This is a genomic window from Oceanobacter sp. 5_MG-2023, assembly GCF_030548165.1.
Classification (GTDB): Bacteria; Pseudomonadota; Gammaproteobacteria; order Pseudomonadales; family Oceanobacteraceae; genus Oceanobacter.
On sequence record NZ_JAUORS010000008.1, the window covers coordinates 33,766 to 55,933 of the forward strand.

Below are 22,168 nucleotides of genomic sequence, written 5' to 3' on the forward strand. Positions count from 1 at the left end.
CGCGTGCTCGGCAAGCATCTCCGGAGCGCCAGCGGTTATGACGCCTGTCGTTGCAACCACACCTCAATGCCCTGGGTGTTGAGGTTGACGTCCATGCTGAGCCAGTGGCGAGCCTGATCCAGGTCGGCGGCGGGGTTGATTGTTTCCAGCTGCGCCAGCAGGTATGCCATCATGCGCTGCTGGATTCGGTCGCTGCGGCCTTCGGGCGGCGCGATTTCCTGCCGGGCGATGGCAACAAAGGCATCGAGGGATTGCAGCAACTGGCTGACGTTGTCAGCGTGGGGAACAATCGGGCCGTAGTGAGTGAGGTAAATACGCTCGGGCTTGAGCCCTGCCAGCCGTTCGATGCTGGCACGCAACGCGGGTGGATCAAAGTGCACCGGGGTGGTGGTTACAAACAGTAGATTCTGGCCATCGTCGGCATCGAACGCGCGATAGGAAATACCAAAGGTGTCGCCACTGAAGATGCTGTTGCTGGCGCTGTCGTGGACGCAAAAGTGATGCTTGGCGTGACCCTGTGTATCCAGAAAGCTAAAGGTGCGACCGTTGAAGTCCAGCGTGAAACCATCGCTGGCCTGAATCACCCGCTCTGCGGCAATCGGCAACAGCGAGCCATAAAGTTGCTCGTATTTTTCGGCGCCATACACCGCCCGGGTTCCGGCTTCCAGTTTGCCGGGGTCGATCATATGGGCTGCCCCGCGGGGGTGAATCACCAGTTGGGCATTGGGGCACCAGGCCATCAGGTGTCCGGCACCGGCGGCATGGTCGAGGTGAACATGCGTCGGGATCACATAATCGACGTGGGCCGGGGTCAGGCCGAGCTGATGGATCTGCTCCAGTATATGAGGAACGGTATGGCAGGTACCGGTTTCGACAATGGCCAGGCGGTCTTCCTGTTGGATGATATAGACACTGGCGACCCCCGGAGTGACATATTCTGCATCCAGCTGCCAGATGTCGTGCGGGTGGTGTATCGGGGTGGGGTATTGAGCGGGCTGCTGCCGTGCATCCGTCATAAGAGTCTCTCCACAGTGGCGTTGGGTCCGGGTCGACGGTCGCGCCCGGACTATTATTATCACCGTCAGTAAAGCCGTCTTTGGCAACAGAGGCAATCCGACGAAGTGTTGGCATTTCTTGATGCGACCGGTTGACCATTAATTGTTGCAGTTATTCCCGCCGCTGGTGAATAAAAACGTGCTGCCAGCGGTGCTTGTTTTGTCTTCGGCTGTTTTCGTCTTCAACAATCCGCACTGGTTGGTTTGCGCAACTGAGTTGCGTAAGCTGGATTGCATCGAATTCTTGGACAATCATGGCCGCTGATGAATACAGACACCCTCACTCCCGCTCTTACTCCTGCTTCCTCTTCTGATCTGAACATTGTGTTTGCCACCAATAACCCGGCATTCAGTGCCCGCTTGATGGCGCTGATGGCCACAGAGTATCCACAGGTTGCGGTGTGTACGCCGGACGATCCGGCTGCCCGGCATGCCCAGGTGGCGGCGTGTTGGCATCCACCGGTGGATTTGTTGCAGCGTTGTCCCGGGTTGCAGCTGCTGCAAGCTGTATCGGCAGGGGTTGATCATCTGGGCGACATACTGATGCACAGCGGCTTGCCCGTATCCCGAGTCGTTGATGAAGGGCAACAGCAAGGCATGCTGGAATATGTGTTATGGGGTGTATTGCATCATCAGCGCGATTTTGATCTGGCCTTGAGCAACCAGCAGGCCAAGATCTGGCAATTACATCCGCAGCGCCAGGCTGGTCGTATGCGGATCGGTGTGATGGGCCTGGGGCAGTTGGGGGGATTTATCGCGGCCAGGCTGGCCGGGCTTGGTTATCCTGTTTCTGGCTGGGCAGGCAGTCGCAAGCAGATTGAGCAAGTGCATTGTTACGCAGGAGAGGCTGAGCGAGGAACGTTTTTATCCAGCTGTGACCTGCTGGTTAATCTGCTGCCCCTGACCACGGCAACCGAGGCGATTCTGGATGCTTCGCTGTTTGCTGAATTACCGCCGGGCGCGGTAGTGATGAACTGCGGCCGCGGCGAGCACCTGAATGAGCAAGACCTGATCGATGCCTTGAGCAGCGGCCATTTGCGAGCTGCTGTGCTGGACGTGTTTGCGCAGGAGCCGTTGCCGAAAGGCAACCCTCTCTGGGATCAAGCCGGCGTGATCGTGACGCCGCATATGGCATCGTCGGCTTCTGGCCAGATAATGCTGGCGCAGCTGGTCGAGAACGGCTACCGCCAGCTGGCCGGTCAGCCGTTGCGGAACCTGGTCGATATCGCCAAGGGTTATTGAGATCGTGCCGGTGGCTGATCGAGTGATTTAATGCGCATATCAATGTGCATGGCGGGTCAGCCAGTTATTGACTTGCGATTCCACGCGGCCGCCAATCAACCTGGCTCGTCTGGCCATTTCGGCATGCCACGCTTTATCGGTTGTGTTGTTTGCAGCCGGTTTGGCGTCACGGGGGTCAGCTCCCTGATAAAGGTAGTAGTCTGCGATGTAAGACAGTGGTTGATCAGACAGGAATCGGTCTGACAGGTCGCTCAGTTGCTTGCTGGTCATCAGACACCTCGTTTATGGTGGCGATATTACCACCTACGTTGGTGTCCGGAATCATTGAACCACTACATGTTGACTGGCGGTACACTGCAAGACGACAAGCTCACATAGGATTCACCACCTAGTTAGTCATCCAAGATGCTGCCCTTAACGCAGTACATACGTGGGCGGGATTAGTTGACCACTACAATCAGCCTCGCGTTGCTGCCATCACAATATCCAGTGCATCCAGCCGCTGTTGGCGGTCGTAAATATCGTTGGTGAACATCAACTCATCCACCTCCAGCTCCTGTACCAGCGACGCCAGTTTGAATGCCAGTGTTGCTGGCCCACCGACGACAGCCATGGCCAGAAAAGACTGCACTTGCGCTTGCATCGGAAGATCCCACAGGGCATCCATATTCCTGGTGGGTGGCGGTAAAAACAAGGGTTGTCCTGTCATCAGGGCGATCACCCGTTGCTGACTGCTGGTGGCCAAATACTGGGCCTGCTGGTCGGTTGCTGCGGCAATCAACGGCAGCGTGGCAATGGCGTACGGTTTGGCCAGTTGCTCTGATGGTTGAAACTCCCGCCGATACAAGGCCAGCGCTTCGTGTAGATAGCGTGGGGCAAAGTGTGCGGCAAAGGCGTAAGGCAAGCCTCGCTGTGCGGCCAGCTGGGCGCTGAACAAACTGGATCCCAGCAGCCAGATCGGTACCTTGGTACCACTGCCGGGGTAGGCATGGACGGCGTGGCCTCCAGTGCTTTTACCTAACAGTCGTTGCAGCTCGGCGACTTCGGCAGGGAAATGATCCGCTCGCCGCTCGTCACGACGTAATGCCCGGCTGGTGATGGCGTCGGTACCTGGTGCCCGACCCAAACCGAGGTCGATGCGATCCGGGTACAGCGATGCCAGGGTGCCGAACTGCTCGGCAATCACCAGCGGTGGATGGTTGGGTAGCATGATGCCGCCAGAACCGACTCTGAGCTGTCGGGTATGGGCGGCAACCTGGCCAACCAGCACGGCGGTGGCAGAACTGGCAATACCGGCCATATTGTGATGCTCCGCCAGCCACAGGCGTTTGAAACCCAGCTGGTCGGCGTGACGTGCATGCTCCAGCATATGCTGCAGCGTCTGGGGAATATCAGCGCCTTGCGGCACCGTGGCCAGCTCCAGCAATGACAACGGAATCGATTCAAGTACCGACATACAAACCTCATGTTTTATCAGCCGGTTATGCTGGCAGGTTCTCCGGCACGACAACAGCACTGGCGGTGGTACACACTGTTGTCATAACCCCGGCTGCCGGGGTTACTCAGGGCAGACGTAGCACGTGTATCAGTACCATCACCAGCTGGACGATGCTGACCAGCAAACCGACCATATAAAAATAACTGCGCGGACTGGGGTTTCGCTCGGTGGCAATGGCGTAATACAGCCCCATGTGAATCAGCCGGGTGGCGGCATAAATGGAGCACATGACCCCCAGTTTGAGGGCATCAAAGCCACTCAATATGCCGATCAGGGCTGGCCCCAGCAGCAGTGGCAGATTCTCCAGTGAGTTGATAAAGGTGCGGTGACTGCGAAACACAAACGAGCCATGGCTCAACTGCGGGTCAATAATTCCGGGGGTGTAGCGCCCCTGTTTGCGGTGCGCCATGGTGGCGACCAGATTTTGTACCAGTAGAGTGGCAAAAATCAGCATCAGGGCCTGAAACGTCAGGCTGTATGAAGTCATTAATTCTGGCATGGGTGATACCTGTTGTGCGGTGGCGGTTGTGACAAGGTGTGATGACAGGATAGTCGTGATTAAGCGTCATTGCTTGGCTGGCGGCTGGTCGTGATCATCGCGGCGCGGCGGGCAAACTGTTGCTCGATCGTCTGGATATTGTCCTGAATAAAATCGACAAATGCCCGCATGGCCGGGTTGGGCTGTTTGTCGCTGAGATAGACCAGACACCAGGAGCGGCGCAGCGGAAAGCCATCGAGTGGCAGCTGTTGCAGGCTGCCATCATGCAGTTCCGACAGCACCGTCAGCTTCGGCAGTACGGTGACGCCGAGACCGGCCATGACGGCGTGTTTCAGGCCTTCGTTGGAGTCGATCTGCATCACGGGTTGTAGTGGTATCCGGCATTGTTGACTCCAGCATGTCAGAGCCTGGTGGGTGCCGGATTCCTGCTCCCCGACAATCAGTCCATGGTAGAGAAAGTCCTGCACACGCACGTCTGGCTGAGACAGCAGTGGATGGCCGGGGGCCACCAGTGGAATCAGCTCGTTATCCAGAAATGGCAGGGTGGCGAGGGTTTTGTCGACTGGAGCCATGCCCATAATCACCAGATGGTCGGTGTAATCGGCCAGACGCTGTAACGACTCGGAACGGGTCACCATCCGGGCGTGCACCTGTACCTGCGGGTGGCGTGGCATAAAATCCTTTAGCAGATACGGCAGTATGCAGTGGGCGGTATCCACGGCGGCAATGTTGAGATCCCCGGCCACCTGGTTACCCATGATAACCAGCTGGTTCTGCAAGGTGCCCAGCTCTTCAAAAATCACTTCAATGCAGGAGGCCAACTGTTCCCCGGCGGCGGTGCAGAACAGTTTGCGGCCGACGTATTCGAACACCGGTTGTTTCAGCGCCAGTTCCAGCTGCCTGACCTGTGAGCTGACCGCGGGTTGAGTCAGTCCCAGTTGTTCTCCGGCCTTGCTGTAGTTGCGGTGGCGATAGACGGCACGGAACACTTGCAGCTGCCGGAAAGACAGGCGACTGATCAGTTGTTGAACAGAATTTGGCATACCAGACTCAATACAAAAAAGCCGACTATAAGGTAAAACGCGGCGTTATCTAAGGTTGCTCGTTCAAGTGTCTGGAAATGAGCTGATTATCGTTTGTTGGCGTTATCGCGGGCTTCGGCGCCGTGGGTGTTGAGCATTCTGGTCGGGACGCTTCAGCGGCTGCGGGAAAGGGAAAACGACTGCTGCCAGACCTCAGATAAACAGCCATGGCAGAGGCCAATGCGTCGTTTATCAGACTCCGTTATCAGTCCGTTGGTGAGTGCGCCATTATTAAACATTCGTTCAAGTTCGTGAGCGATAGCAGGGATTTTGTTGCGTCGGATGGTGGCCCAATACCGCAAAAATACACCGATGGGGCAATGAACGGAGGCTTATGTGGATGATTGGCAGAATGGCCACTGACATTACATTAAATTAAATCACTGAAAAATTCATTTTTTATGGTCGAAAATTAAATATTTTTAATAATTTGTAGTTATAAAAACCAGGAAGAGGCTTCGATTAGATTACAACAATCCGATTGTAAGACGGGTTTCGGGCCTGTTTTAGCGTTTCGATGAGTGGGGTGTACCAGGGGACCTGAATGGCCGCAGAATCGCCTTTCCATAAGGAAAACTTATATAAAAGATAAGTTTTCAATGGCTATTTTATGATGCAACTGCACGGAAGCAGGGCGGGATTTGATATTCATAATGGTGATAAGTATATAAAAAACAGAAATAAGGGCCGTTTTTAAGCCATTTGAAGTCATGGCATAGCTGTTGCTTTATCCCCCTCAGAGCGCCTTCGGGCGTATCCCGAACTCCACTTGAGGAACCTATGTATGGACAAGTCGGCGCTACAGCTAACTGAAGGGCTCACACCGGGCCTTGGCTTTGCACTTATGATCGGACTGGGGCTGGTCTTTCTGGCCCTTGCTTACTTGATCAAGCGAACGCTGATCAGAAACACACATGATTTTATTTCCTCTAATCGCCGCATTGGCCTGGGCTTTGGCGTTGGGTCGGTGATTTCGGTCTGGACCTGGGCCATGGCCGTGATGATGAGTTCAGCGATGACGTTCCAGTGGGGCCTGTCGGGGCTGTTCTGGTTTGTGGTTCCCAACGGTCTGGCATTGATGGTGATGATTCCTCTGGCGCGTATCCTGCGCAAGCGGATGCCGGACGGCTATACCATCAGCCAGTTTGCCTATAACCGCTTTGGTCGTTCCCAGGCGGCTGCCAGTGTGGTCACCATGACGATGATTTTTGGCATCCTGCTGGAGATCCTGATCAACCTCAAAGGCACCTCGGTTGTGATGTCGACGGTGTTTTCGATCGACTGGCGCGTGGCCACGGTTGTCACTGTCTGTGTGGTGATGGCGTATTCATTCTTTGGCGGGCTCTGGACAGCCGTTATGACGGGCACGATCAACACCTGGATGATTACAGTGCCTGCGGCGCTGGTGATTGTGGCAGTCTTTGATCTGATTCCTGGTGGGGTTGATACAGTCTTTGCCGCTGTCGGCGAGGCGGATGAAATCAATCTGTCGATCACCGACTCCGCTGCCGCGGCGGGCTTTGGTATCACGCTGGCCTTTGGCTTGCTGGCTTCGGTTGTTGCTGATCAAACCTTCTGGCAGAAAGTCTGGTCGGTACGCAAGGATCAGGTGTCACGTACGTTCCTGTGGGCCGGGGCGCTGTTCTACCCGATTCCTATCTGTCTGGGCATGCTTGGTCTGGTCGGTATTGGTTTTGGTCTGACTGCCACCGAACTGGGTGGTGATATTGTCGCTGTCGGGCCTTATATCATCTCTCATATCGGCCTGCCGATGACGCTGATCATCGCTTATACGCTGGTGATCCTGGCGGCCTGTTACTCCACCATTGATGGTGCCAGTGCAGCGCTGTCGTCTGTTGTTGCCATTGATATCGTCAAACGCTTTGCCCCCAATACCGGTGAAAAAACCCTGTTCTATATCACCAAGGCTTCCATGTTTGTTGGCGGCAGTGTCGCGGCGCTGATCGTGCTCTCCGGGGTCGATTTCACCTCGCTGGTACTGACGACCTACGCATTGAAGACCTCCATTCTGATTCCGCTGGTACTGGCCATTCTCTGGTCGCGAACCAACACCCTCGGTTTTGTGGCCGGTGTCATTCTCGCCATCCTGGTTGGTATGCCCATCCGCAGCATGTACGGCGAACTGGTCGGTACGCTGTCGATTCTCTCTATCAGCGGTATCACGGTGGTACTGGGTGCGCTGCTGAAACCCGTCAAGTTCGATATGGATGAGCTTGAGAGCATGACGGCCGATCTGGATCACAATGTTGAAGTCGCCAATCGTGCCTGACATCCCGTCGCAAACTGATACGACCCCACTGAGGAAACCGCTATGTCGATCTTGTTTTATGTAACTTTGTTTCTGTGTCTGATAGCGACGGCCATTTTTGTGGCTGGCTATATCAAGGGCGTTACCGGGGCGGTGGCAGATCACCGCGCCACCGCCGAGACGGCCATCCCTGAAGAGCAGGACAGCAACTATGGTCTGGCGATTCTGGCTGCTGTCCTGGCCGCCAGCGGCATCATTGCCATGGTCGGTTTTGTGCCTGAAATGATTTATGCCGGGCCTTTTCTTGCCATTGTGACCGCGACCATGAATGGCGTGGCTTTCTTTGTCGACGCTGAGGGGTAGTCATGAAGTTTGGTCTGTGGTTGCCGGTGTACGGCGGTTGGTTGCGATTACTCAATCATCGCCCGTTACCCGACTTTGAGCAGTGTGCTCGCCTGGCCGTTCAGGCGGAACATGACGGATTTGATTATCTGTACGGCTCGGAGAATCTGCTGAATTGTGTTTATGGCAAGGATGCAGAAGTGGCTGACCCATGGATATTTGCCGCTGGCATCGCCACCTTGACGCAACGGATTGAACTGGTTGTCGCCAGCAAGCCTGGCTTCTGCTCGCCACTGGTGGCGGCGCAAATGGCCCGCAGTCTGCAGCAAATGAGTCGTGGGCGCTGTTCCGTCAATATCGTCTGTGGCTGGTGGCCGGAAGAGTTCCGGCAGGCCGGGGTGGACTACCTGGATCATGCTGGTCGCTATCGCCGTGCGAATGAGTACTGCCAGAGCCTGCAGCGTTTCTGGGGAGTGACAACCGCAACTGCGGCGGCGGAGTTTTTCAGTGCCGAAGTCGCACCGCCAGTCGACAAGCTCGAACCGGTGCCACCGATCTGGGTGGGGGGGCAGTCCGAGACTGCCCTGGCCATGGCCCGGCGGTACGGCGAGACGATTTTCCTGAACAGCATGCCGATTACTGAACTCCGGGAAACCATTGCGAATATTCGCAGCACCGAGGCCGCAGAGGCAACACCGCTGAAAATTGCTGTCAGCGCCTTTGTGTTGATGGCAGCAACCGATCACGAGGCGCAAGCCCGTTATCAGGCATTACAGAGCCAGCGGGATGACGCGCTGGTTGATGAACTGCGCACGGCGATGGATGAGTCTGGTGCCAGCTCTTGGGAAGGACTGAGCAAGGAAAAAATGCTCGACTCCAATTGTGGTTTCGACATTGGGCTGGTGGGGTCTACCGACACCATCGCTGCCCGCCTCCGTGAATTGAACGATGCGGGGGTGGATGTGCTGATGTGTCAATTTGAAGACATGGTCGGTGGCAGTCATCAGTTCGCTCGACAGGTTATGCAGCCGTTTCACTCTCTTTATACGGCTTGAATACTTTTCATAATAAGCGCTAGTGGAGAAATACAATGTCCAAGAAAAAAGCACACCTGCTCGGTTTTGTACAACATGGCATCAACAGTCATGCAACAGGTATGTGGCGACACTCCCGTGACAAGGTCAACTGGGATTGGCGCAAGCCCGAGTACTGGCAACACATGGGTCGCACCATGGAGCGAGGTCTGTTTGATGCCATGTTTATTGCAGACGAGCTGGCGCCCTATAACAACTACGAGCAGAGTTCGGATGCGAGTGTGAAATACGCCGTCCAGTGCCCGACCCACGAGCCATCAACCATTGTGCCAATCGTCACTGGTGCGACCAAACATCTGGGTGTGGGAGTGACGCTCTCGACCGCATTTGAACATCCTTATTCCATGGTTCGCCGTCTGTCGAGCCTTGATCATCTCTCCAGCGGACGGGTGGCCTGGAACGTGGTCAGCTCCTACTCCAAATGTGAATGGGATGCGTACGGTGAGCCGATGACCGATCGCTCACGCCGTTATGAACGGATGGAAGAGTACCTGAAGCTTTGTTACGAACTGTGGGATTCCTGGGATGAGGATGCCATCGTTGCCGACAAGGAAAGCGGCGTATACGTCGACCCGACCAAAGTCCGCGAGATCGACTTTGACGGCGAGTTTTTCAAGTCGAAAGGCCGTTCGTTTGTCTGCCGATCACCACAAGGCCGCCCGGTACTGTGGCAGGCCGGTTCATCGGCGACAGGACGTGATTTTGCTGCCCGCCATGCGGAAGCTATTTTTGCCGTTCACCCCAATATTGATCGCATGCGTGAGTATGCCGACGACGTGAACAGCCGCTTGGCGGCGACAGGCCGTGCGCCTGGCAGCGTCAAACTGATTTACGGACTGCAAACCGTGGTCGCCGAGACACGGGAAGAAGCCGAAGCCAAGTACGAACGCATCAAGGCCTGTATTCCGCTGGAAGGCGCATTGGCCTGGATGTCTGGACACTTTGGCCCGGACTTCTCGACCTACGACCTTGATGAGTACGTACAGAACATCGAGATCCCGGGTATTCAGGGGCTGTTTGAATCCATCATTTACGCCAAGGGCGGCGCACCGGTAACGGTGAAAGAAGCGGCGCTTTATTACGCACAAGGCATGGGCATGCCGATTCTGGTGGGGACCCCCACAGACATCGCCGACAAGATGGAAGAATTCATGGATGAAGGCGGTGCTGATGGCTTTATGTTGGCGGCCACTTACACTCCGGGCTGCTTCGAAGAGTTCGTCGATATGGTTGTGCCTGAGCTGCAGAAACGTGGCCGTTACCGCACCGAATACACGGGTTCGACGCTGCGCGAGAACCTCTTGGCCAACTGAGGCGACGGCAATGATAAGCAACGAGCTTTTTTGCAACACGATGCGGCAACTGGCGTCCGGCGTGGCGGTGATCACCATGGAGAACGACGGTCAGCTGCACGCCATGACGGCCACGTCCTTTACCTCGGTATCGGCACAGCCGCCGTTGGCGCTGGTGTGTATCAAACGTGGCAGTGATACCGACCAGTTACTGGGCAAGGCAGAGCGTATGGGAGTCAGTCTGTTGAGCGAGAGCCAGCAGGAAATTTCCAATCGATATGCCTGGAAAACAGCCGACCGGGGCCGTTTTGATGACCTCGACACCCGGCGTTGTCCGGGTGGTGCACTGGTGTTTAATGACAGCGCTGCGGTGATGGAAGCGGTGATTACCGAGACCTACGAAGCCGGTGATCACACCATCTACATAGCCCAGCTGGATTATGCGGCGGTGAATGAGGAAGTGCAGCCGTTGTTGTATTGGCAAGGCCGTTACGCCGGACTGGACAGCCCGGCCTGACCATAGCGGTTTGCCACCGTCAGGCGTGCCAGCGGGTACTGCCTGTCGCTTCTATTAATGAACACTGAAACGGCCGACCGGGCACCCCCGGCCTTGCCGGTCGACTATCAGGAGGACGTATGTCCAATATGCCATCCATCAAGTTAAGCGCCGCCCTGTCGGAATTGGCGGCCGGTAACATCATTATTCTGACCGATGATGAAGACCGCGAAAACGAAGGTGACCTGTGTGTGGCTGCAGAACACGCTACCCCGGAAGCCATTAATTTTATGGCGATTCATGGACGTGGCCTGATCTGTTTAGCGCTGCCAGAATCCCGTACCCAGACACTGGGGCTTTCTCTGCTGGTGGCTCCAGAAGCAAACCAGACGGCTCATGCCACCCCGTTTTGTATGCCAGTGGATGCCAGGGTTGGTGTAACGACAGGGATTTCCGCACCAGACCGGGCGGAGGCTGTACGAGTTGCCCTGGACCCGGCGAGTCAGGCGGGTGATCTGATTGCACCTGGGCATTTGCCGGTATTGAGCGCCCGGGCTGGTGGTGTACTGGAGCGCTCCGGTCATACCGAAGCCTCGGTTGAACTGGCCCAGCTGGCTGGTCTGACGCCAGGTGCTGTGATCTGCGAAATCATGAACTACGACGGTGGTATGGCAGGGCAGAGTGACCTGCGGCAACTGGCTAAAGAATTTGGCCTGAAGACGCTGGCGATTCGTGATCTGGTGGATTACCAGGCCCAACGGGCCAATTTTCAGGATTGCTCTGTTGGCCAGCTGGTCGGAGAGTATTTCTGATTGATTCTGGGCCGGGCACTTTCTGCATCAGGCGTTGCCAGGCACCGCCTGTGCTGAGCATGGGTGTCTGGAGACAACAGGAGACAGTAACAATCTTATGTCGGCAGCGGCTGAGTTTTTGCTGATTGGCCGGGCGCCGGGATGGGCTGACTTGAGTCAGCCGTGATGGCGGGAAAGGGTTGCCGGAAAGGGTTATGCCGTATTGGCGGACCAGTCTTCGCAGAAGCGCAAAAACGCATTCATTAAACGGCTACGATATTTGTCTTTGTGCACCACGATATACAGGTTCCGTTTCAAATCCAGAAAAGGTACTGCCACCGCTGCCAGATCACCGTGATCGATCATGGCCTTGACGGCGGTAATCGACAGGCAACTGACGCCCAATCCACTGGCGACTGCTGTTTTAATCGCTTCGGTATGCCCTAATTCAAGATAGACTTTTAATTCATGTAAATGATCACGTAATGAATTCTCGAATATGGTACGGGTACCGGATCCGGATTCACGTAATATCCAGTCAGGCTTGTCAAGTAAATCATGGACATTGGACGGTGGATGTTTTGCTAGTGAATGATTCGGATGTGCCACAATAACCAGATTATCCTGTCGCCAGGGAAATGCCTGTAATTCCGGAGCGACACTGATGCCTTCAATAAAAGCAATATCAATTTTAAAAGAAGATAAATCTTCCAGTGCCTGTTCCGTATTACTTGAATTCAGGCGAATATTGACTTTTGTATGTTGCTTGATAAACCCTCCCAATATGACCGGTAATAAATAATTGCCAATAGTCGAGCTGGCTCCTATTTTTAATGAGCCAACCTGTTGTGTCAGGTGCGTATTGGGGCCGGTTTCTATTTCACTGGCGCGGGAGCACAGCTCAACCGCCAGGGGTAATATGGCCCGGCCTCGATCATTGAGTAACAGAGTACGATCGACGCGATCAAAGACCCGCTCTCCCAGAATATTTTCGAGTTGCGAGACCGACATGCTGACCGCCGGTTGCGACAGATTGAGTTCTTTTGCCGCGTCGCTGAAGCTTCCGTTTTTGACGACCGACGAAAAAATTTCCAGTTGGCGTAGTGTAACGGGCATAAAATATTCCAGTACGTTGATGAGTTCAGGGAACCGCGGATACGTTTGAATATTAACTGAAGCATTAACCGTGCCTGGAATATAAACAGACTGTTGTTGCTCTTTTTTGCAGCGTTTTTTTACGCTGTTTGAGGCTTTTTCTTCCTTGTTTATATCGCTGCTGGAGCGCGGATTGGGTGATGTTTTCGGGTGGCACAATATCTGCAATAACCGGATCTCAAATCACTGTTTAAGGATCACTCCGTGGGTTTCCGACTTTATACCCTGCTCAGCTCACAAGGCTCGATTATTCCTGGTTTTGCTCTCTGTCTGGCTCTGGGTATGGCAGCTGTTTTTTCATCGCCTTTTTGGGGTGTGCCATCACTGATTCTGGCGCTTTTTCTTGGCTATGTTATTGGTGCTCCAGCGCGGGAATTTCCACTCTACAGTGGCATAGAATTCAGTCGGCAGAATATTCTGAAACTGGGGGTGGTGTTGCTGGGAGTGAGACTGGATTTTCATCAGGTGCTGGCGCTTGGCTGGACCCCGGTATTGTTGGTGAGTCTGAGTGTTCCGCTGACAATTCTGTTGGCCTGGGTGATTGGTCGCTGGTTACGGCTACCGACGGAGTGCTGGCTGATTGGTGGCGCAGCGGTGGCTATTTGCGGCGCGTCGGCTGCGATGGCAGTGGCGGCAGTATTGAGTGCTCGTCAGGGGACGTCCCGGATTCTTCCTTATATTGCTGCCAGCGTCACCGGAATCGGCAGTATTGCCATGATCAGTTATCCATTTCTGGTGGATGTGCTGGGTATTAACGCTCAAAGTGCCGGTGTCTTGATCGGTATATCCATTCATGATGTCGCCCAGGTAGCCGGGGCTGGTTACGCCATTTCCGATACGGTGGGTGATGTTGCCATTTATACCAAGATGTTGCGTGTTGCGGCGCTGGTGCCGGTGATTGCGATTATTGCCATTTGGCAGAAATCAAACAGCGATCATGGTAATGGCTTGCCCGGTTTCCTATACGCATTTGCTGCTATTGTAACGCTTAATGCTCTGGGGCTTATTGGTGATCAGGTCAAATGGTTGGCGGAAGAATTATCCACTGTTTTTTTGGTAACGGCGATGGTTGGCCTGGGTGCAAAAATCCAGTTCGCGAATCTGCTGGGTGAAAGCTGGCGGCCATTGTTCTTGTTGCTGGTTCTTTCGGTATTGCTGTTTTTGGTGCCATTGTTGGTGATTATTATAAGCGGTGGTTTCTGATTTTATTAATCAATGGTTGACCGGTTTTCCGTTTTTAAATGCTGGCTTTATTGTTTGTTTAATAGTCAGTTTCTTTATTTTTCGAGATGTCTTTTAGCCATTACGAAAGCACTTTGCATAAGTATAATTTACCGATGTCATAACTGAACCATGGCCCGCTTATGATGCAGTTGCACGGAATCAGGGCGGCGACCTGCCCGTTCTGCGGTTGGTTCTGTCTCCGCTTTTTAGCTCTTGCTCCTCTCTGTCTCACCTCCGGTGATGACCTGAACCGGCCTGAATGAGTGGATGTGTTTGTTCATATTCAGGCCGTTATGACGTCAAGACCGGGGCTGATTGCGTCAGGTCAAGCTGCTGGCCGGTTGCCCTGTCATGGTGATGCGGCTGATGTGGCTGATGTGGCTGTTGTTGGGCAATCGGTGGTCATCAGTCATCAGGGTAACGGCTATAGAGAAGAGGCTGACACCATCGTTGAACAGAACTGGTTCTGCCGGGCTTTGTTGAGTCCATAGCTGCAGCTTGTCTATAAGGTAAAGCTTATGGCTGACTAAAATAATATCAATTTTGGATTGATATACGAGTGTCGTAGGGTGAACCCATCAACCATGTTCGAGGCTTGACTCATGTTGAAGAAGGTATTGATCGCCAACCGTGGCGAAATTGCAGTGCGTATTGTGCGCGCTTGCGCCGAAATGGGAATTCGCTCGGTTGCCATCTACACCGAACCCGATCGTTATGGCCTGCATGTCAAACGAGCGGACGAAGCCTACTCGTTAGGGGACGATCCGTTAGCGGGTTATCTGGACCCTCTGCGACTAGTGAATCTGGCAGTCTCGACCGGTTGTGATGCCATTCACCCCGGTTACGGTTTTTTGTCTGAAAACGCGGAATTTGCCCGCCTTTGTGAAGCAAAAGGCGTTACCTTTATTGGCCCCAAATCGGCGGTGATTCATGGCATGGGTGACAAAACCCAGGCCCGTGATTCGATGCGGGCGGCAGGTGTGCCGGTTACGCCCGGTTCCGACGGTAACCTGGCAGACATTAGCGAAGCGTTAATGCTGGCAGAAGAGGTCGGCTACCCGGTGATGATCAAGGCCACTTCCGGTGGTGGTGGTCGGGGGATTCGCCGCTGCGACAGCCCGGAAGAATTACGCCAGCAGTACCCCCGAGTCATATCCGAAGCGACCAAGGCCTTTGGTTCTGCTGATGTATTTCTGGAAAAGTGCATCGTTAATCCCCGCCATATCGAAGTACAGATTCTGGCCGACAGCCAGGGAAATGTCATACATCTGTACGAACGCGACTGTTCGATCCAGCGTCGCAACCAGAAACTGATTGAGATTGCACCCAGCCCACAACTCACGCCGGAGCAGCGTGAGTATGTGGGCACTCTTGCCGTCAAGGCCGCCGCTGCGGTGGGCTATGAAAATGCCGGTACGGTTGAGTTCCTGCTGACCGGCAACAAGGTGTATTTCATGGAAATGAACACGCGGGTTCAGGTAGAGCACACCATTACCGAGCAGATTACCGGCGTCGATATTGTGCGCGAACAGCTGCGTATCGCTGCGGGTTTACCGCTCAGTTATCGTCAGCAAGACATCAGTTATCGCGGCTTTGCCTTGCAGTTCCGTATCAATGCCGAAGACCCCAAAAACGACTTTTTGCCCAGCTTCGGTCATATCACCCATTACTACGCGCCAGGTGGCCCGGGGGTTCGGGTAGATACAGCGATTTACACCGGTTACGACATTCCGCCTCATTACGATTCCATGTGTCTGAAGCTGATTTGCTGGGCCTTGACCTGGGAAGAAGTGATCGCCCGGGGTAAACGGGCCATCGATGATATGCGTTTGCGCGGAGTCAAAACCACAGCACCTTATTACCAGCAGATTCTGGCTCATCCAGATTTTGAAAAAGCGGTGTTTGATACCAGTTTTGTACCCAGCCATCCTGAGCTGATGAACTACTCAGAAAAACGAGACCCCAGTGAAATTGCCCTGGCGCTGGCCGCGGCCATCGCAGCCCATATGGCCGCCTAATCGAGGAGATTGAACATGATCAAGAAGCCAGTACAGGTAACCGACGTCACTCTGCGTGATGCTCACCAGTCGCTGATTGCTACCCGCCTGCGTACCGAAGACATGCTGCCGATCTGTGAAAAAATGGATCAAGCCGGATTCTGGTCGCTGGAAGTCTGGGGTGGGGCAACGTTTGATGCTTGCGTCCGTTTTCTGAAAGAAGACCCCTGGGAACGCTTGCGCCAACTGCGGGCGGCGTTACCCAATAGCCGTTTGCAAATGCTGCTGCGAGGCCAGAACCTGCTCGGCTACCGCCATTACGCCGATGATGTGGTTGAGGCATTTGTCCATAAAGCGGCAGCAAACGGCATGGATGTGTTCCGGGTTTTTGATGCCTTGAATGACCTGCGCAACCTCGAAACCGCGATGAAAGCGGTCAAGGCCGCAGGCAAACACGCCCAGGGCACTATCTGTTACACCACCAGCCCGGTACACACGCTGGATCTGTTTGTGCAGCAAGCCAAGGATCTGGTCAATATGGGAGCCGACTCCGTTGCCATTAAAGATATGGCCGGTCTGCTGACACCGTATGGCACTTATGACCTGGTCAAGGCGCTGAAAGAAGCAGTGGACGTAGATATTGTGATCCACAGCCACAGCACTTCCGGTCTGGCGCCGCTGTGTCAGATGAAAGCGATTGAAGCCGGTGTCGACCGGATAGATACCGCGATTTCTTCCTTTGCCAGTGGTACCAGCCATCCGGCCTGTGAATCACAGGTGGCCGCGCTGAAAGGCACCGAATACGATACCGGACTGGATCTGGAAGGGCTGGGCGAGATCGCCGATTACTTCCGTGATGTGCGCAAAAAATACCACCAGTTTGAATCCGAGTTCACCCGTGAAGATGTCTCGGTGCAAATCAACCAGGTGCCCGGGGGCATGATGTCCAACCTCGCCAACCAGTTGAAAGAACAGAATGCCCTCGACCGGATTCGCGATGTATTTGCAGAAATTCCACGGGTACGTGAAGACTTGGGCTTCCCTCCTCTGGTGACGCCGACTTCTCAGATTGTCGGCACCCAGGCGGTATACAACGTGTTGGCAGGGGAGCGTTACAAAACCATCACCAACGAAGTCAAACGTTACCTGCAAGGGGGATACGGCAAGGCACCGGCGGCCGTGAACGCCGAACTGCAACAGCAAGCGATTGGTACGGAAGGTATTATTGAAACCCGTCCGGCGGATTTGCTGGATGCCGAAATGGCGCGCCTGAAAGCCGATATCGGCGAGTTGGCCCTGAATGACGAAGACGTACTGACCTTTGCCATGTTCCCGGATCTGGGGCGTGAATTCCTGCAGCAGCGTGCTGCCGGTACATTGATGCCCGAAGCGCTGCTGGCGGCGGATGTCGACAGCAAAAGCAAAATGGGTGTGGCCACCGAGTTCGTTATCGATGTGCACGGAGAAAGCTACGATATCGCAGTCACCGGCGTTGGTGATTTTGGGGCTGGCAAGCGCAAGATCTATCTCAGTATGGACGGCGTGCCACAAGAAGTGATCTTTGAACCGTTAAATGAATATGTTGATGACGGTGCCAGCAAAGGCCGTAAACGCGCAACGGAACCCGGTCACGTCACGGCCACCATGCCAGGTAATGTGGTGGATGTGCTGGTCAAGGAAGGCGATACCGTCAAAGCCGGTCAGGCAGTTATGGTGGCAGAAGCCATGAAAATGGAAACTGAAATCAGCGCCAATATCGCCGGTGTGATCCAGGCGGTTTATGTCACCAAAGGGGATCGCGTCACTCCCGGCGAAGTGCTGATCGAGATCGGCTGAGCCACTTCGTTTACGCACACCGGCAATCTGCTACCCAACTCACCATGCTGATGGAATGACTCCGATGATTCACATCAAAAGAGATGTGTTGATTACGCGGGTGACGTAATCTCCCGGCTTATAAATCGGAACAACCGCTTGATGGCATTTTGAGGAAGAGAGATGAAAAAACTGGTGCAGGGTGTGCTGAATTTTCAGCAAAACATCTACCCGAAAAATAAAGATCTGTTTGGTGAGCTGGCCGATGGCCAAAGCCCGGATGTCCTGTTTATTACCTGTTCTGATTCCCGCATTGATCCTAACCTGGTCACCGGTTCAGAACCTGGCGACCTGTTTATTTGTCGCAACGCCGGCAACATTGTGCCGCCACCCTCGAACTTCACCGGGGGGATGACGGCTTCCATTGAATACGCTGTTGCGGTACTCGGGGTGCGCCATGTAATTATCTGTGGCCATACCGACTGCGGCGCGATCAAGGGGGCGCTGGATATTCAGGCGATCAAGGATCAGGGTTTACCACACGTAAAAGAATGGCTGGGGCACTGCCGTTCCGCTATGGATATTGTGCGTGAGCGTCATGGCATCGCCTGGAATACACCGGTAGACACCTGTTATCTGAATGAGGCCATCAGCCAGAACGTTTTGCAGCAGGTCGCCCATATTCGGACGCATCCTTGTGTGGCCGCCAAGGTGGCCGCCAAAAAGATTTATCTGCATGGCTGGGTGTATGACATCAAGAGCGGCGATATTTTGTGCAGCGATGAACAGTGTGAAGACTTTATGCCGTTTGCCGAGCGTTACGCAGACCATATCAAGGCACTCGCTGACAGCTGACACAAGGAACCCAATATTGCTTCCGGCAGAGTCCCGTGTCTGGTTGGCCTGATCCTTTTACGGATCGGGCTTTTGCATGACGTCACCAATGTACAGCAAGAGTAATGCCCCGACCGTTGCCATCAGGGCCGAACCAATAAAACCAATGGCGGCAAGGTCGGTGAGCGCAAAGACAAGACCACCAATAAACGCCCCGACAATACCAATTATCAGATTGACAATAATCCTGAAGCCACCTTCTTTTTTTAGCGTACTGATCAGCCATCCGGCAGTCGCGCCAATGAATAAAAACACCAATAAATTCGCTAACTCCATGATTTCCCCTCCTCTCTTGTTTATTGGCTGATGTTGTACCCGTCGCCATGCCTGCCTTTGGATTGATGTGCCTTGCATAGTTCAAGAAAATCGATAATGACACATGAAATCAATGTGATGCCTGATGTTCAGCATTGACAAAGTATCAGAGTGTTTCTGACAGCCTTGTCGGGTTGATGACAAAAAAGCCTACGAAACCCTGGGCAAAGAGGTCAAAAGGGCGGTTTTTACCCTGGCCCCTGGCTTGCTGACGTATCAAGGACACCTTCATTCAAAGCATAGCGTCAGACGCTACAGGAGCCAGTTATGTCAGCGACATTTGAACTGAAAACGACGATCAGCCAGGCATTTACGTTTGAACTGCTCAGTAGTCGTGGCCACTCACTGCTGTTGGGCGGTGATTACCCGACCAAAGCCGAGGCCGAACAAGGAATCAAGGACGTGCAGCTGGGTTCGTTGATGGGACATCAGATTGCAGCAGGCCGAACCCCGGCAGGTGAGACCTTTTTTGTTATCAAGGACACCCAAGGCCAGATCATTGCCAAAAGTGCGTTATTTGGAGATCAGATCTTGTTCGACAACGCCCTGCACGCCGTCAAGGATAACGCCTGCATTGCAGCGATTGCTGATTTGACGACAGCCTGACAAGTGGAGAAAGGCGATGAATAATGAGCTGACTATTCTGAAAGAATTGGCAGTCGTGTCTGTTACCCGGGCGGAATGGCTGGAAATTCACCGTACGGTGGCTGGCCATGTGCCGGGTAGCGACTTTTCACAGACCTTTGAGGCGATGGTGCAGGATGTATTGAAGGTCTACGATTTTGTCGGCGACATCCTGTCTCCCTTTGTGGCACTTAACTCAGTGGCCGCTTTTGAGGCAGGCTTCGATTCGTTGATGGCTACCTATCAGGCTGGGTATCTGGCGGAAGCCAGCAAGCCCAGACACTACTGTGACGACGCCTACGAGCACTTTATCGAGATACAGCAAAGCAAGGTATTCAATACCCGCTATCCACTGCTGAAGCACACGTTTGACCGGCTGGATTACATCGTCGACAAGTTCATCGCCAATGACGCCTGGCTGGTGATGAGTATCGAAACCGTGATGAAACGCCTGAGTCGCTGGCTGAATGGCATTGCCGAACTGAAAAAATCCGATGGCGAGGATGCTTTCTGGGTGTATCAGGGGCTGATGGCCAGTATCTGTGACTATTTGCAGTTACTGAACCAGCGCCGCTGATTGCTGGTTTTATCGATCGATCAGTACTTCCAGCACAAACTTGGAACCGAAGTAGGACAGCACCAGAAAACCGGTACCGATTAACGTCCAGCGGCTGGCTGTGACACCACGCCAGCCAAAGCGATAACGACCAAACAGCAGCAAGGCAAATACCGACCAGCCAATCGAGGCAAAAGCGACCTTGTGAATCAGATGCTGCTCTTTCAGATCCACCACACTCGGCCAGCCAATGGCAAACGCCATGGTCAGTAGAATCATCCCCAGCCATATCATCTCAAACAGCAGCACATCCATGGTCTGTAGCGGTGGCAAGGCCTGGATCAGGCCGTGGGTCTTGTGCTTGCGCAAGTGACGGTCCTGCAAGGACAGCAGGATCGACTGCACTGCCGCAATCACAAACACACTGTATGCCAGCATCGAGAGCATGATATGCCAGACCAGGCCGTAGCTGAGATGCTGTAAAGACTCGTGGCGCTGGGACAGCGATGACACCAGCAGCACTATCACAATCATCGGGAATAACCCGACAAACAGATTCTCTACCGGTTTTTTCAGACTGGAAAACAGCAACAGCAAGGTAATAAGCAGACCGATTACAGAGCCAATGTCATAAAAGGCGAAATTGATTCCGGACTGGTCGCTACTGTTGGTGGCGGCACTGAACACCAGTACACCCATATGGGTGAGAGAGGCCAGCATGGCCAGGGTGAGCACCATATTACGATTGGCCGGGCGATCACCACGAATGGTTTGCCACTGGCGGAAGGCAGAAAACAGATACAGGGCAGCCGCAGGAAGGGCAACAAAAAATTCGGACATAAACAGGTTTCCAAAAAGACGCGTCCAGTGTCGCACATGGCTTCCGCTTCGCAAAGCAGATGCCATGCCGAGATAACCCCGTTGGGGAGCAATTGGCATGCCGGTCAAGAGCGGTGGCTCTTTCCATCGGGATTATTCTGCTGGCGTGTTACTTCAGTATCTCAACCCAAGGGCATCGCAGAGCCAGCCCTGAAACGGACTGGCAGCCCGAAAGCGCCGGGCGACCTGATCGCAAAACTCGGCCTGAAACAGCATGGCCGGGTCTAATGTAGTCAGGGCAATAAAATCCTTGCGCTTGATTTCCTCAATGTGCGGATGTTCCTTGTCGTAACCCCGGGGTGGCCGGACCAGGCGGTCACCCGCCAACTGAAAGTATTGCTGGAAATCATCGTTCGCCATGGCATCCAGATAATGGGCCGGTCGTTCTGCCAGCGCGTCGCGAATCCTGCCCAGTGAGGGCGAATCCGGGTGCCAGACACCCACGCCGATAAATACCTCGTCCGGTTCAATGTGCAGGTAAAACCCCGGCGCATGGACATCCTTGCTTGATTCATGGCGAAACTGGATGCCGACATTCAGCTTGTACGGCGTTTTGTCCTTCGAAAAACGGGTATCCCGGTACGGCCGCATTAACGATCCGCCCACTTTTTTGGCCACCGCGGTGTAATACGGAGAGATGGCACGAACTTCCATTTCCATCGCCGCGATAAACGCCAGTGCCGGGCCTCGCACCTGCTGTTCGTATTCGGCCTTGTGTTGTTGAAACCAGGCCTTGTTGTTGTTCTCTCGCAGTTGTTGCAAAAAAGTCAGTAATTCCGGTGAAAAAGCCGTAAACATCGTGTTGCTCTCCCAAGAGGTGGCGGCGATGGCATGAGTTCCCGCGGCCGCGTTTGATTGGTTGCCAGAACCCGGGTAGCCAGGCAATCGGCTTTGCCTGGTCGGCTCTGGTGTCGAGCTTGCCACCAACGGGTATGGTTCGGGTAACGTCGACTGTGACGAATTCGCCCAAGGGTGTGAAGATAACCGCCTTTAAAGAGGGTATACTCGGGGGGACATCTATTTAATCCGGTGCTCACTCTGGGCCACTG

At 54.1% G+C, this 22,168-nt stretch carries 22 protein-coding genes; 13 read left to right on the forward strand and 9 right to left on the reverse strand.

The window, feature by feature from the left end; translation table 11 throughout:
- Positions 1 to 35: 35 nt before the first annotated feature.
- A complete protein-coding gene (locus Q4551_RS07145) occupies positions 36 to 1,016 on the reverse strand; it encodes an MBL fold metallo-hydrolase (protein WP_303432779.1) in 981 nt (326 codons plus the stop codon).
- A gap of 303 nt (positions 1,017 to 1,319) precedes the next feature.
- On the opposite strand from Q4551_RS07145, the gene Q4551_RS07150 reads away from it, so the two are divergent.
- Complete coding sequence (locus tag Q4551_RS07150; protein WP_303432781.1) at positions 1,320 to 2,297, forward strand: glyoxylate/hydroxypyruvate reductase A; 978 nt, start codon at positions 1,320 to 1,322, stop codon at positions 2,295 to 2,297.
- A gap of 39 nt (positions 2,298 to 2,336) precedes the next feature.
- On the opposite strand, the gene Q4551_RS07155 is transcribed toward Q4551_RS07150, so the two are convergent.
- The 4 genes from Q4551_RS07155 to Q4551_RS07170 all read right to left on the reverse strand — a co-directional run bounded on the left by Q4551_RS07155 (position 2,337) and on the right by Q4551_RS07170 (position 5,337).
- Positions 2,337 to 2,567 (reverse strand): hypothetical protein, encoded by a 231-nt coding sequence (locus Q4551_RS07155; RefSeq protein ID WP_303432782.1) that lies wholly within the window; start codon positions 2,565 to 2,567, stop codon positions 2,337 to 2,339.
- A gap of 187 nt (positions 2,568 to 2,754) precedes the next feature.
- A complete protein-coding gene (locus Q4551_RS07160; RefSeq protein WP_303432783.1) occupies positions 2,755 to 3,753 on the reverse strand; it encodes an LLM class flavin-dependent oxidoreductase in 999 nt (332 codons plus the stop codon).
- A gap of 106 nt (positions 3,754 to 3,859) precedes the next feature.
- Positions 3,860 to 4,294, reverse strand: a complete 435-nt coding sequence (locus tag Q4551_RS07165) for an MAPEG family protein (protein ID WP_303432784.1) — start codon at positions 4,292 to 4,294, stop codon at positions 3,860 to 3,862.
- Between the two features lie 59 nt (positions 4,295 to 4,353).
- Positions 4,354 to 5,337 (reverse strand): LysR family transcriptional regulator, encoded by a 984-nt coding sequence (locus Q4551_RS07170; RefSeq protein ID WP_303432786.1) that lies wholly within the window; start codon positions 5,335 to 5,337, stop codon positions 4,354 to 4,356.
- Positions 5,338 to 6,160: 823 nt separating this feature from the next.
- On the opposite strand from Q4551_RS07170, the gene Q4551_RS07175 reads away from it, so the two are divergent.
- The 6 genes from Q4551_RS07175 to ribB all read left to right on the forward strand — a co-directional run bounded on the left by Q4551_RS07175 (position 6,161) and on the right by ribB (position 11,681).
- On the forward strand, positions 6,161 to 7,666 hold the full coding sequence (locus Q4551_RS07175; protein WP_303432787.1) for a hypothetical protein: 1,506 nt from the start codon (positions 6,161 to 6,163) through the stop codon (positions 7,664 to 7,666).
- A 42-nt stretch (positions 7,667 to 7,708) separates the two neighbouring features.
- Entirely contained in the window at positions 7,709 to 8,008 is a 300-nt protein-coding gene (locus Q4551_RS07180) for a hypothetical protein (RefSeq protein ID WP_303432788.1), read from the forward strand.
- Positions 8,009 to 8,010: 2 nt separating this feature from the next.
- Positions 8,011 to 9,042: an LLM class flavin-dependent oxidoreductase gene (locus tag Q4551_RS07185; RefSeq protein WP_303432789.1), complete on the forward strand. Its 1,032-nt coding sequence runs from the start codon at positions 8,011 to 8,013 to the stop codon at positions 9,040 to 9,042.
- Positions 9,043 to 9,077: 35 nt separating this feature from the next.
- Positions 9,078 to 10,394 (forward strand): LLM class flavin-dependent oxidoreductase, encoded by a 1,317-nt coding sequence (locus Q4551_RS07190; RefSeq protein ID WP_303432790.1) that lies wholly within the window; start codon positions 9,078 to 9,080, stop codon positions 10,392 to 10,394.
- 10 nt (positions 10,395 to 10,404) lie between these two features.
- Entirely contained in the window at positions 10,405 to 10,890 is a 486-nt protein-coding gene (locus Q4551_RS07195; RefSeq protein WP_303432791.1) for a flavin reductase family protein, read from the forward strand.
- 119 nt (positions 10,891 to 11,009) lie between these two features.
- Positions 11,010 to 11,681 (forward strand): 3,4-dihydroxy-2-butanone-4-phosphate synthase, encoded by a 672-nt coding sequence (ribB, locus tag Q4551_RS07200; protein WP_303432792.1) that lies wholly within the window; start codon positions 11,010 to 11,012, stop codon positions 11,679 to 11,681.
- Between the two features lie 192 nt (positions 11,682 to 11,873).
- On the opposite strand, the gene Q4551_RS07205 is transcribed toward ribB, so the two are convergent.
- Positions 11,874 to 12,776: a LysR substrate-binding domain-containing protein gene (locus Q4551_RS07205; protein WP_303432793.1), complete on the reverse strand. Its 903-nt coding sequence runs from the start codon at positions 12,774 to 12,776 to the stop codon at positions 11,874 to 11,876.
- Between the two features lie 243 nt (positions 12,777 to 13,019).
- Here Q4551_RS07205 and Q4551_RS07210 point away from each other — a divergent pair, with 243 nt between their 5' ends.
- The 4 genes from Q4551_RS07210 (at position 13,020) to Q4551_RS07225 (ending at position 18,706) form a co-directional block, all read left to right on the forward strand.
- Positions 13,020 to 14,018 (forward strand): YeiH family protein, encoded by a 999-nt coding sequence (locus Q4551_RS07210; protein ID WP_303432794.1) that lies wholly within the window; start codon positions 13,020 to 13,022, stop codon positions 14,016 to 14,018.
- 623 nt (positions 14,019 to 14,641) lie between these two features.
- On the forward strand, positions 14,642 to 16,057 hold the full coding sequence (locus tag Q4551_RS07215; protein ID WP_303432795.1) for an acetyl-CoA carboxylase biotin carboxylase subunit: 1,416 nt from the start codon (positions 14,642 to 14,644) through the stop codon (positions 16,055 to 16,057).
- Between the two features lie 15 nt (positions 16,058 to 16,072).
- On the forward strand, positions 16,073 to 17,872 hold the full coding sequence (gene oadA / locus Q4551_RS07220; RefSeq protein ID WP_303432796.1) for a sodium-extruding oxaloacetate decarboxylase subunit alpha: 1,800 nt from the start codon (positions 16,073 to 16,075) through the stop codon (positions 17,870 to 17,872).
- 162 nt (positions 17,873 to 18,034) lie between these two features.
- Entirely contained in the window at positions 18,035 to 18,706 is a 672-nt protein-coding gene (locus tag Q4551_RS07225; RefSeq protein WP_303432797.1) for a carbonic anhydrase, read from the forward strand.
- 57 nt (positions 18,707 to 18,763) lie between these two features.
- Here the strand turns inward: Q4551_RS07225 and Q4551_RS07230 are convergent, their stop codons facing one another.
- Entirely contained in the window at positions 18,764 to 19,021 is a 258-nt protein-coding gene (locus Q4551_RS07230; protein ID WP_303432799.1) for a GlsB/YeaQ/YmgE family stress response membrane protein, read from the reverse strand.
- Positions 19,022 to 19,327: 306 nt separating this feature from the next.
- On the opposite strand from Q4551_RS07230, the gene Q4551_RS07235 reads away from it, so the two are divergent.
- On the forward strand, positions 19,328 to 19,666 hold the full coding sequence (locus tag Q4551_RS07235; protein ID WP_303432800.1) for a DUF1508 domain-containing protein: 339 nt from the start codon (positions 19,328 to 19,330) through the stop codon (positions 19,664 to 19,666).
- A 16-nt stretch (positions 19,667 to 19,682) separates the two neighbouring features.
- Positions 19,683 to 20,261: a hypothetical protein gene (locus Q4551_RS07240; RefSeq protein ID WP_303432801.1), complete on the forward strand. Its 579-nt coding sequence runs from the start codon at positions 19,683 to 19,685 to the stop codon at positions 20,259 to 20,261.
- Positions 20,262 to 20,270: 9 nt separating this feature from the next.
- Here the strand turns inward: Q4551_RS07240 and Q4551_RS07245 are convergent, their stop codons facing one another.
- Positions 20,271 to 21,080, reverse strand: a complete 810-nt coding sequence (locus tag Q4551_RS07245) for an inner membrane protein YpjD (RefSeq protein WP_303432802.1) — start codon at positions 21,078 to 21,080, stop codon at positions 20,271 to 20,273.
- Between the two features lie 153 nt (positions 21,081 to 21,233).
- Complete coding sequence (locus tag Q4551_RS07250; RefSeq protein ID WP_303432804.1) at positions 21,234 to 21,917, reverse strand: DUF2461 domain-containing protein; 684 nt, start codon at positions 21,915 to 21,917, stop codon at positions 21,234 to 21,236.
- Positions 21,918 to 22,168 lie beyond the last annotated feature (251 nt).

Bases quoted from the DNA above. Each gene is read 5' to 3' on its own strand.
- Q4551_RS07145 (WP_303432779.1), bottom strand. From the start codon at position 1,016: ATGACGGATGCACGGCAGCAGCCCGCTCAATACCCCACCCCGATACAC.
- Q4551_RS07150 (WP_303432781.1), top strand. From the start codon at position 1,320: ATGAATACAGACACCCTCACTCCCGCTCTTACTCCTGCTTCCTCTTCT.
- Q4551_RS07155 (WP_303432782.1), bottom strand. From the start codon at position 2,567: ATGACCAGCAAGCAACTGAGCGACCTGTCAGACCGATTCCTGTCTGAT.
- Q4551_RS07160 (WP_303432783.1), bottom strand. From the start codon at position 3,753: ATGTCGGTACTTGAATCGATTCCGTTGTCATTGCTGGAGCTGGCCACG.
- Q4551_RS07165 (WP_303432784.1), bottom strand. From the start codon at position 4,294: ATGCCAGAATTAATGACTTCATACAGCCTGACGTTTCAGGCCCTGATG.
- Q4551_RS07170 (WP_303432786.1), bottom strand. From the start codon at position 5,337: ATGCCAAATTCTGTTCAACAACTGATCAGTCGCCTGTCTTTCCGGCAG.
- Q4551_RS07175 (WP_303432787.1), top strand. From the start codon at position 6,161: ATGGACAAGTCGGCGCTACAGCTAACTGAAGGGCTCACACCGGGCCTT.
- Q4551_RS07180 (WP_303432788.1), top strand. From the start codon at position 7,709: ATGTCGATCTTGTTTTATGTAACTTTGTTTCTGTGTCTGATAGCGACG.
- Q4551_RS07185 (WP_303432789.1), top strand. From the start codon at position 8,011: ATGAAGTTTGGTCTGTGGTTGCCGGTGTACGGCGGTTGGTTGCGATTA.
- Q4551_RS07190 (WP_303432790.1), top strand. From the start codon at position 9,078: ATGTCCAAGAAAAAAGCACACCTGCTCGGTTTTGTACAACATGGCATC.
- Q4551_RS07195 (WP_303432791.1), top strand. From the start codon at position 10,405: ATGATAAGCAACGAGCTTTTTTGCAACACGATGCGGCAACTGGCGTCC.
- ribB (WP_303432792.1), top strand. From the start codon at position 11,010: ATGTCCAATATGCCATCCATCAAGTTAAGCGCCGCCCTGTCGGAATTG.
- Q4551_RS07205 (WP_303432793.1), bottom strand. From the start codon at position 12,776: ATGCCCGTTACACTACGCCAACTGGAAATTTTTTCGTCGGTCGTCAAA.
- Q4551_RS07215 (WP_303432795.1), top strand. From the start codon at position 14,642: ATGTTGAAGAAGGTATTGATCGCCAACCGTGGCGAAATTGCAGTGCGT.
- oadA (WP_303432796.1), top strand. From the start codon at position 16,073: ATGATCAAGAAGCCAGTACAGGTAACCGACGTCACTCTGCGTGATGCT.
- Q4551_RS07225 (WP_303432797.1), top strand. From the start codon at position 18,035: ATGAAAAAACTGGTGCAGGGTGTGCTGAATTTTCAGCAAAACATCTAC.
- Q4551_RS07230 (WP_303432799.1), bottom strand. From the start codon at position 19,021: ATGGAGTTAGCGAATTTATTGGTGTTTTTATTCATTGGCGCGACTGCC.
- Q4551_RS07235 (WP_303432800.1), top strand. From the start codon at position 19,328: ATGTCAGCGACATTTGAACTGAAAACGACGATCAGCCAGGCATTTACG.
- Q4551_RS07240 (WP_303432801.1), top strand. From the start codon at position 19,683: ATGAATAATGAGCTGACTATTCTGAAAGAATTGGCAGTCGTGTCTGTT.
- Q4551_RS07245 (WP_303432802.1), bottom strand. From the start codon at position 21,080: ATGTCCGAATTTTTTGTTGCCCTTCCTGCGGCTGCCCTGTATCTGTTT.
- Q4551_RS07250 (WP_303432804.1), bottom strand. From the start codon at position 21,917: ATGTTTACGGCTTTTTCACCGGAATTACTGACTTTTTTGCAACAACTG.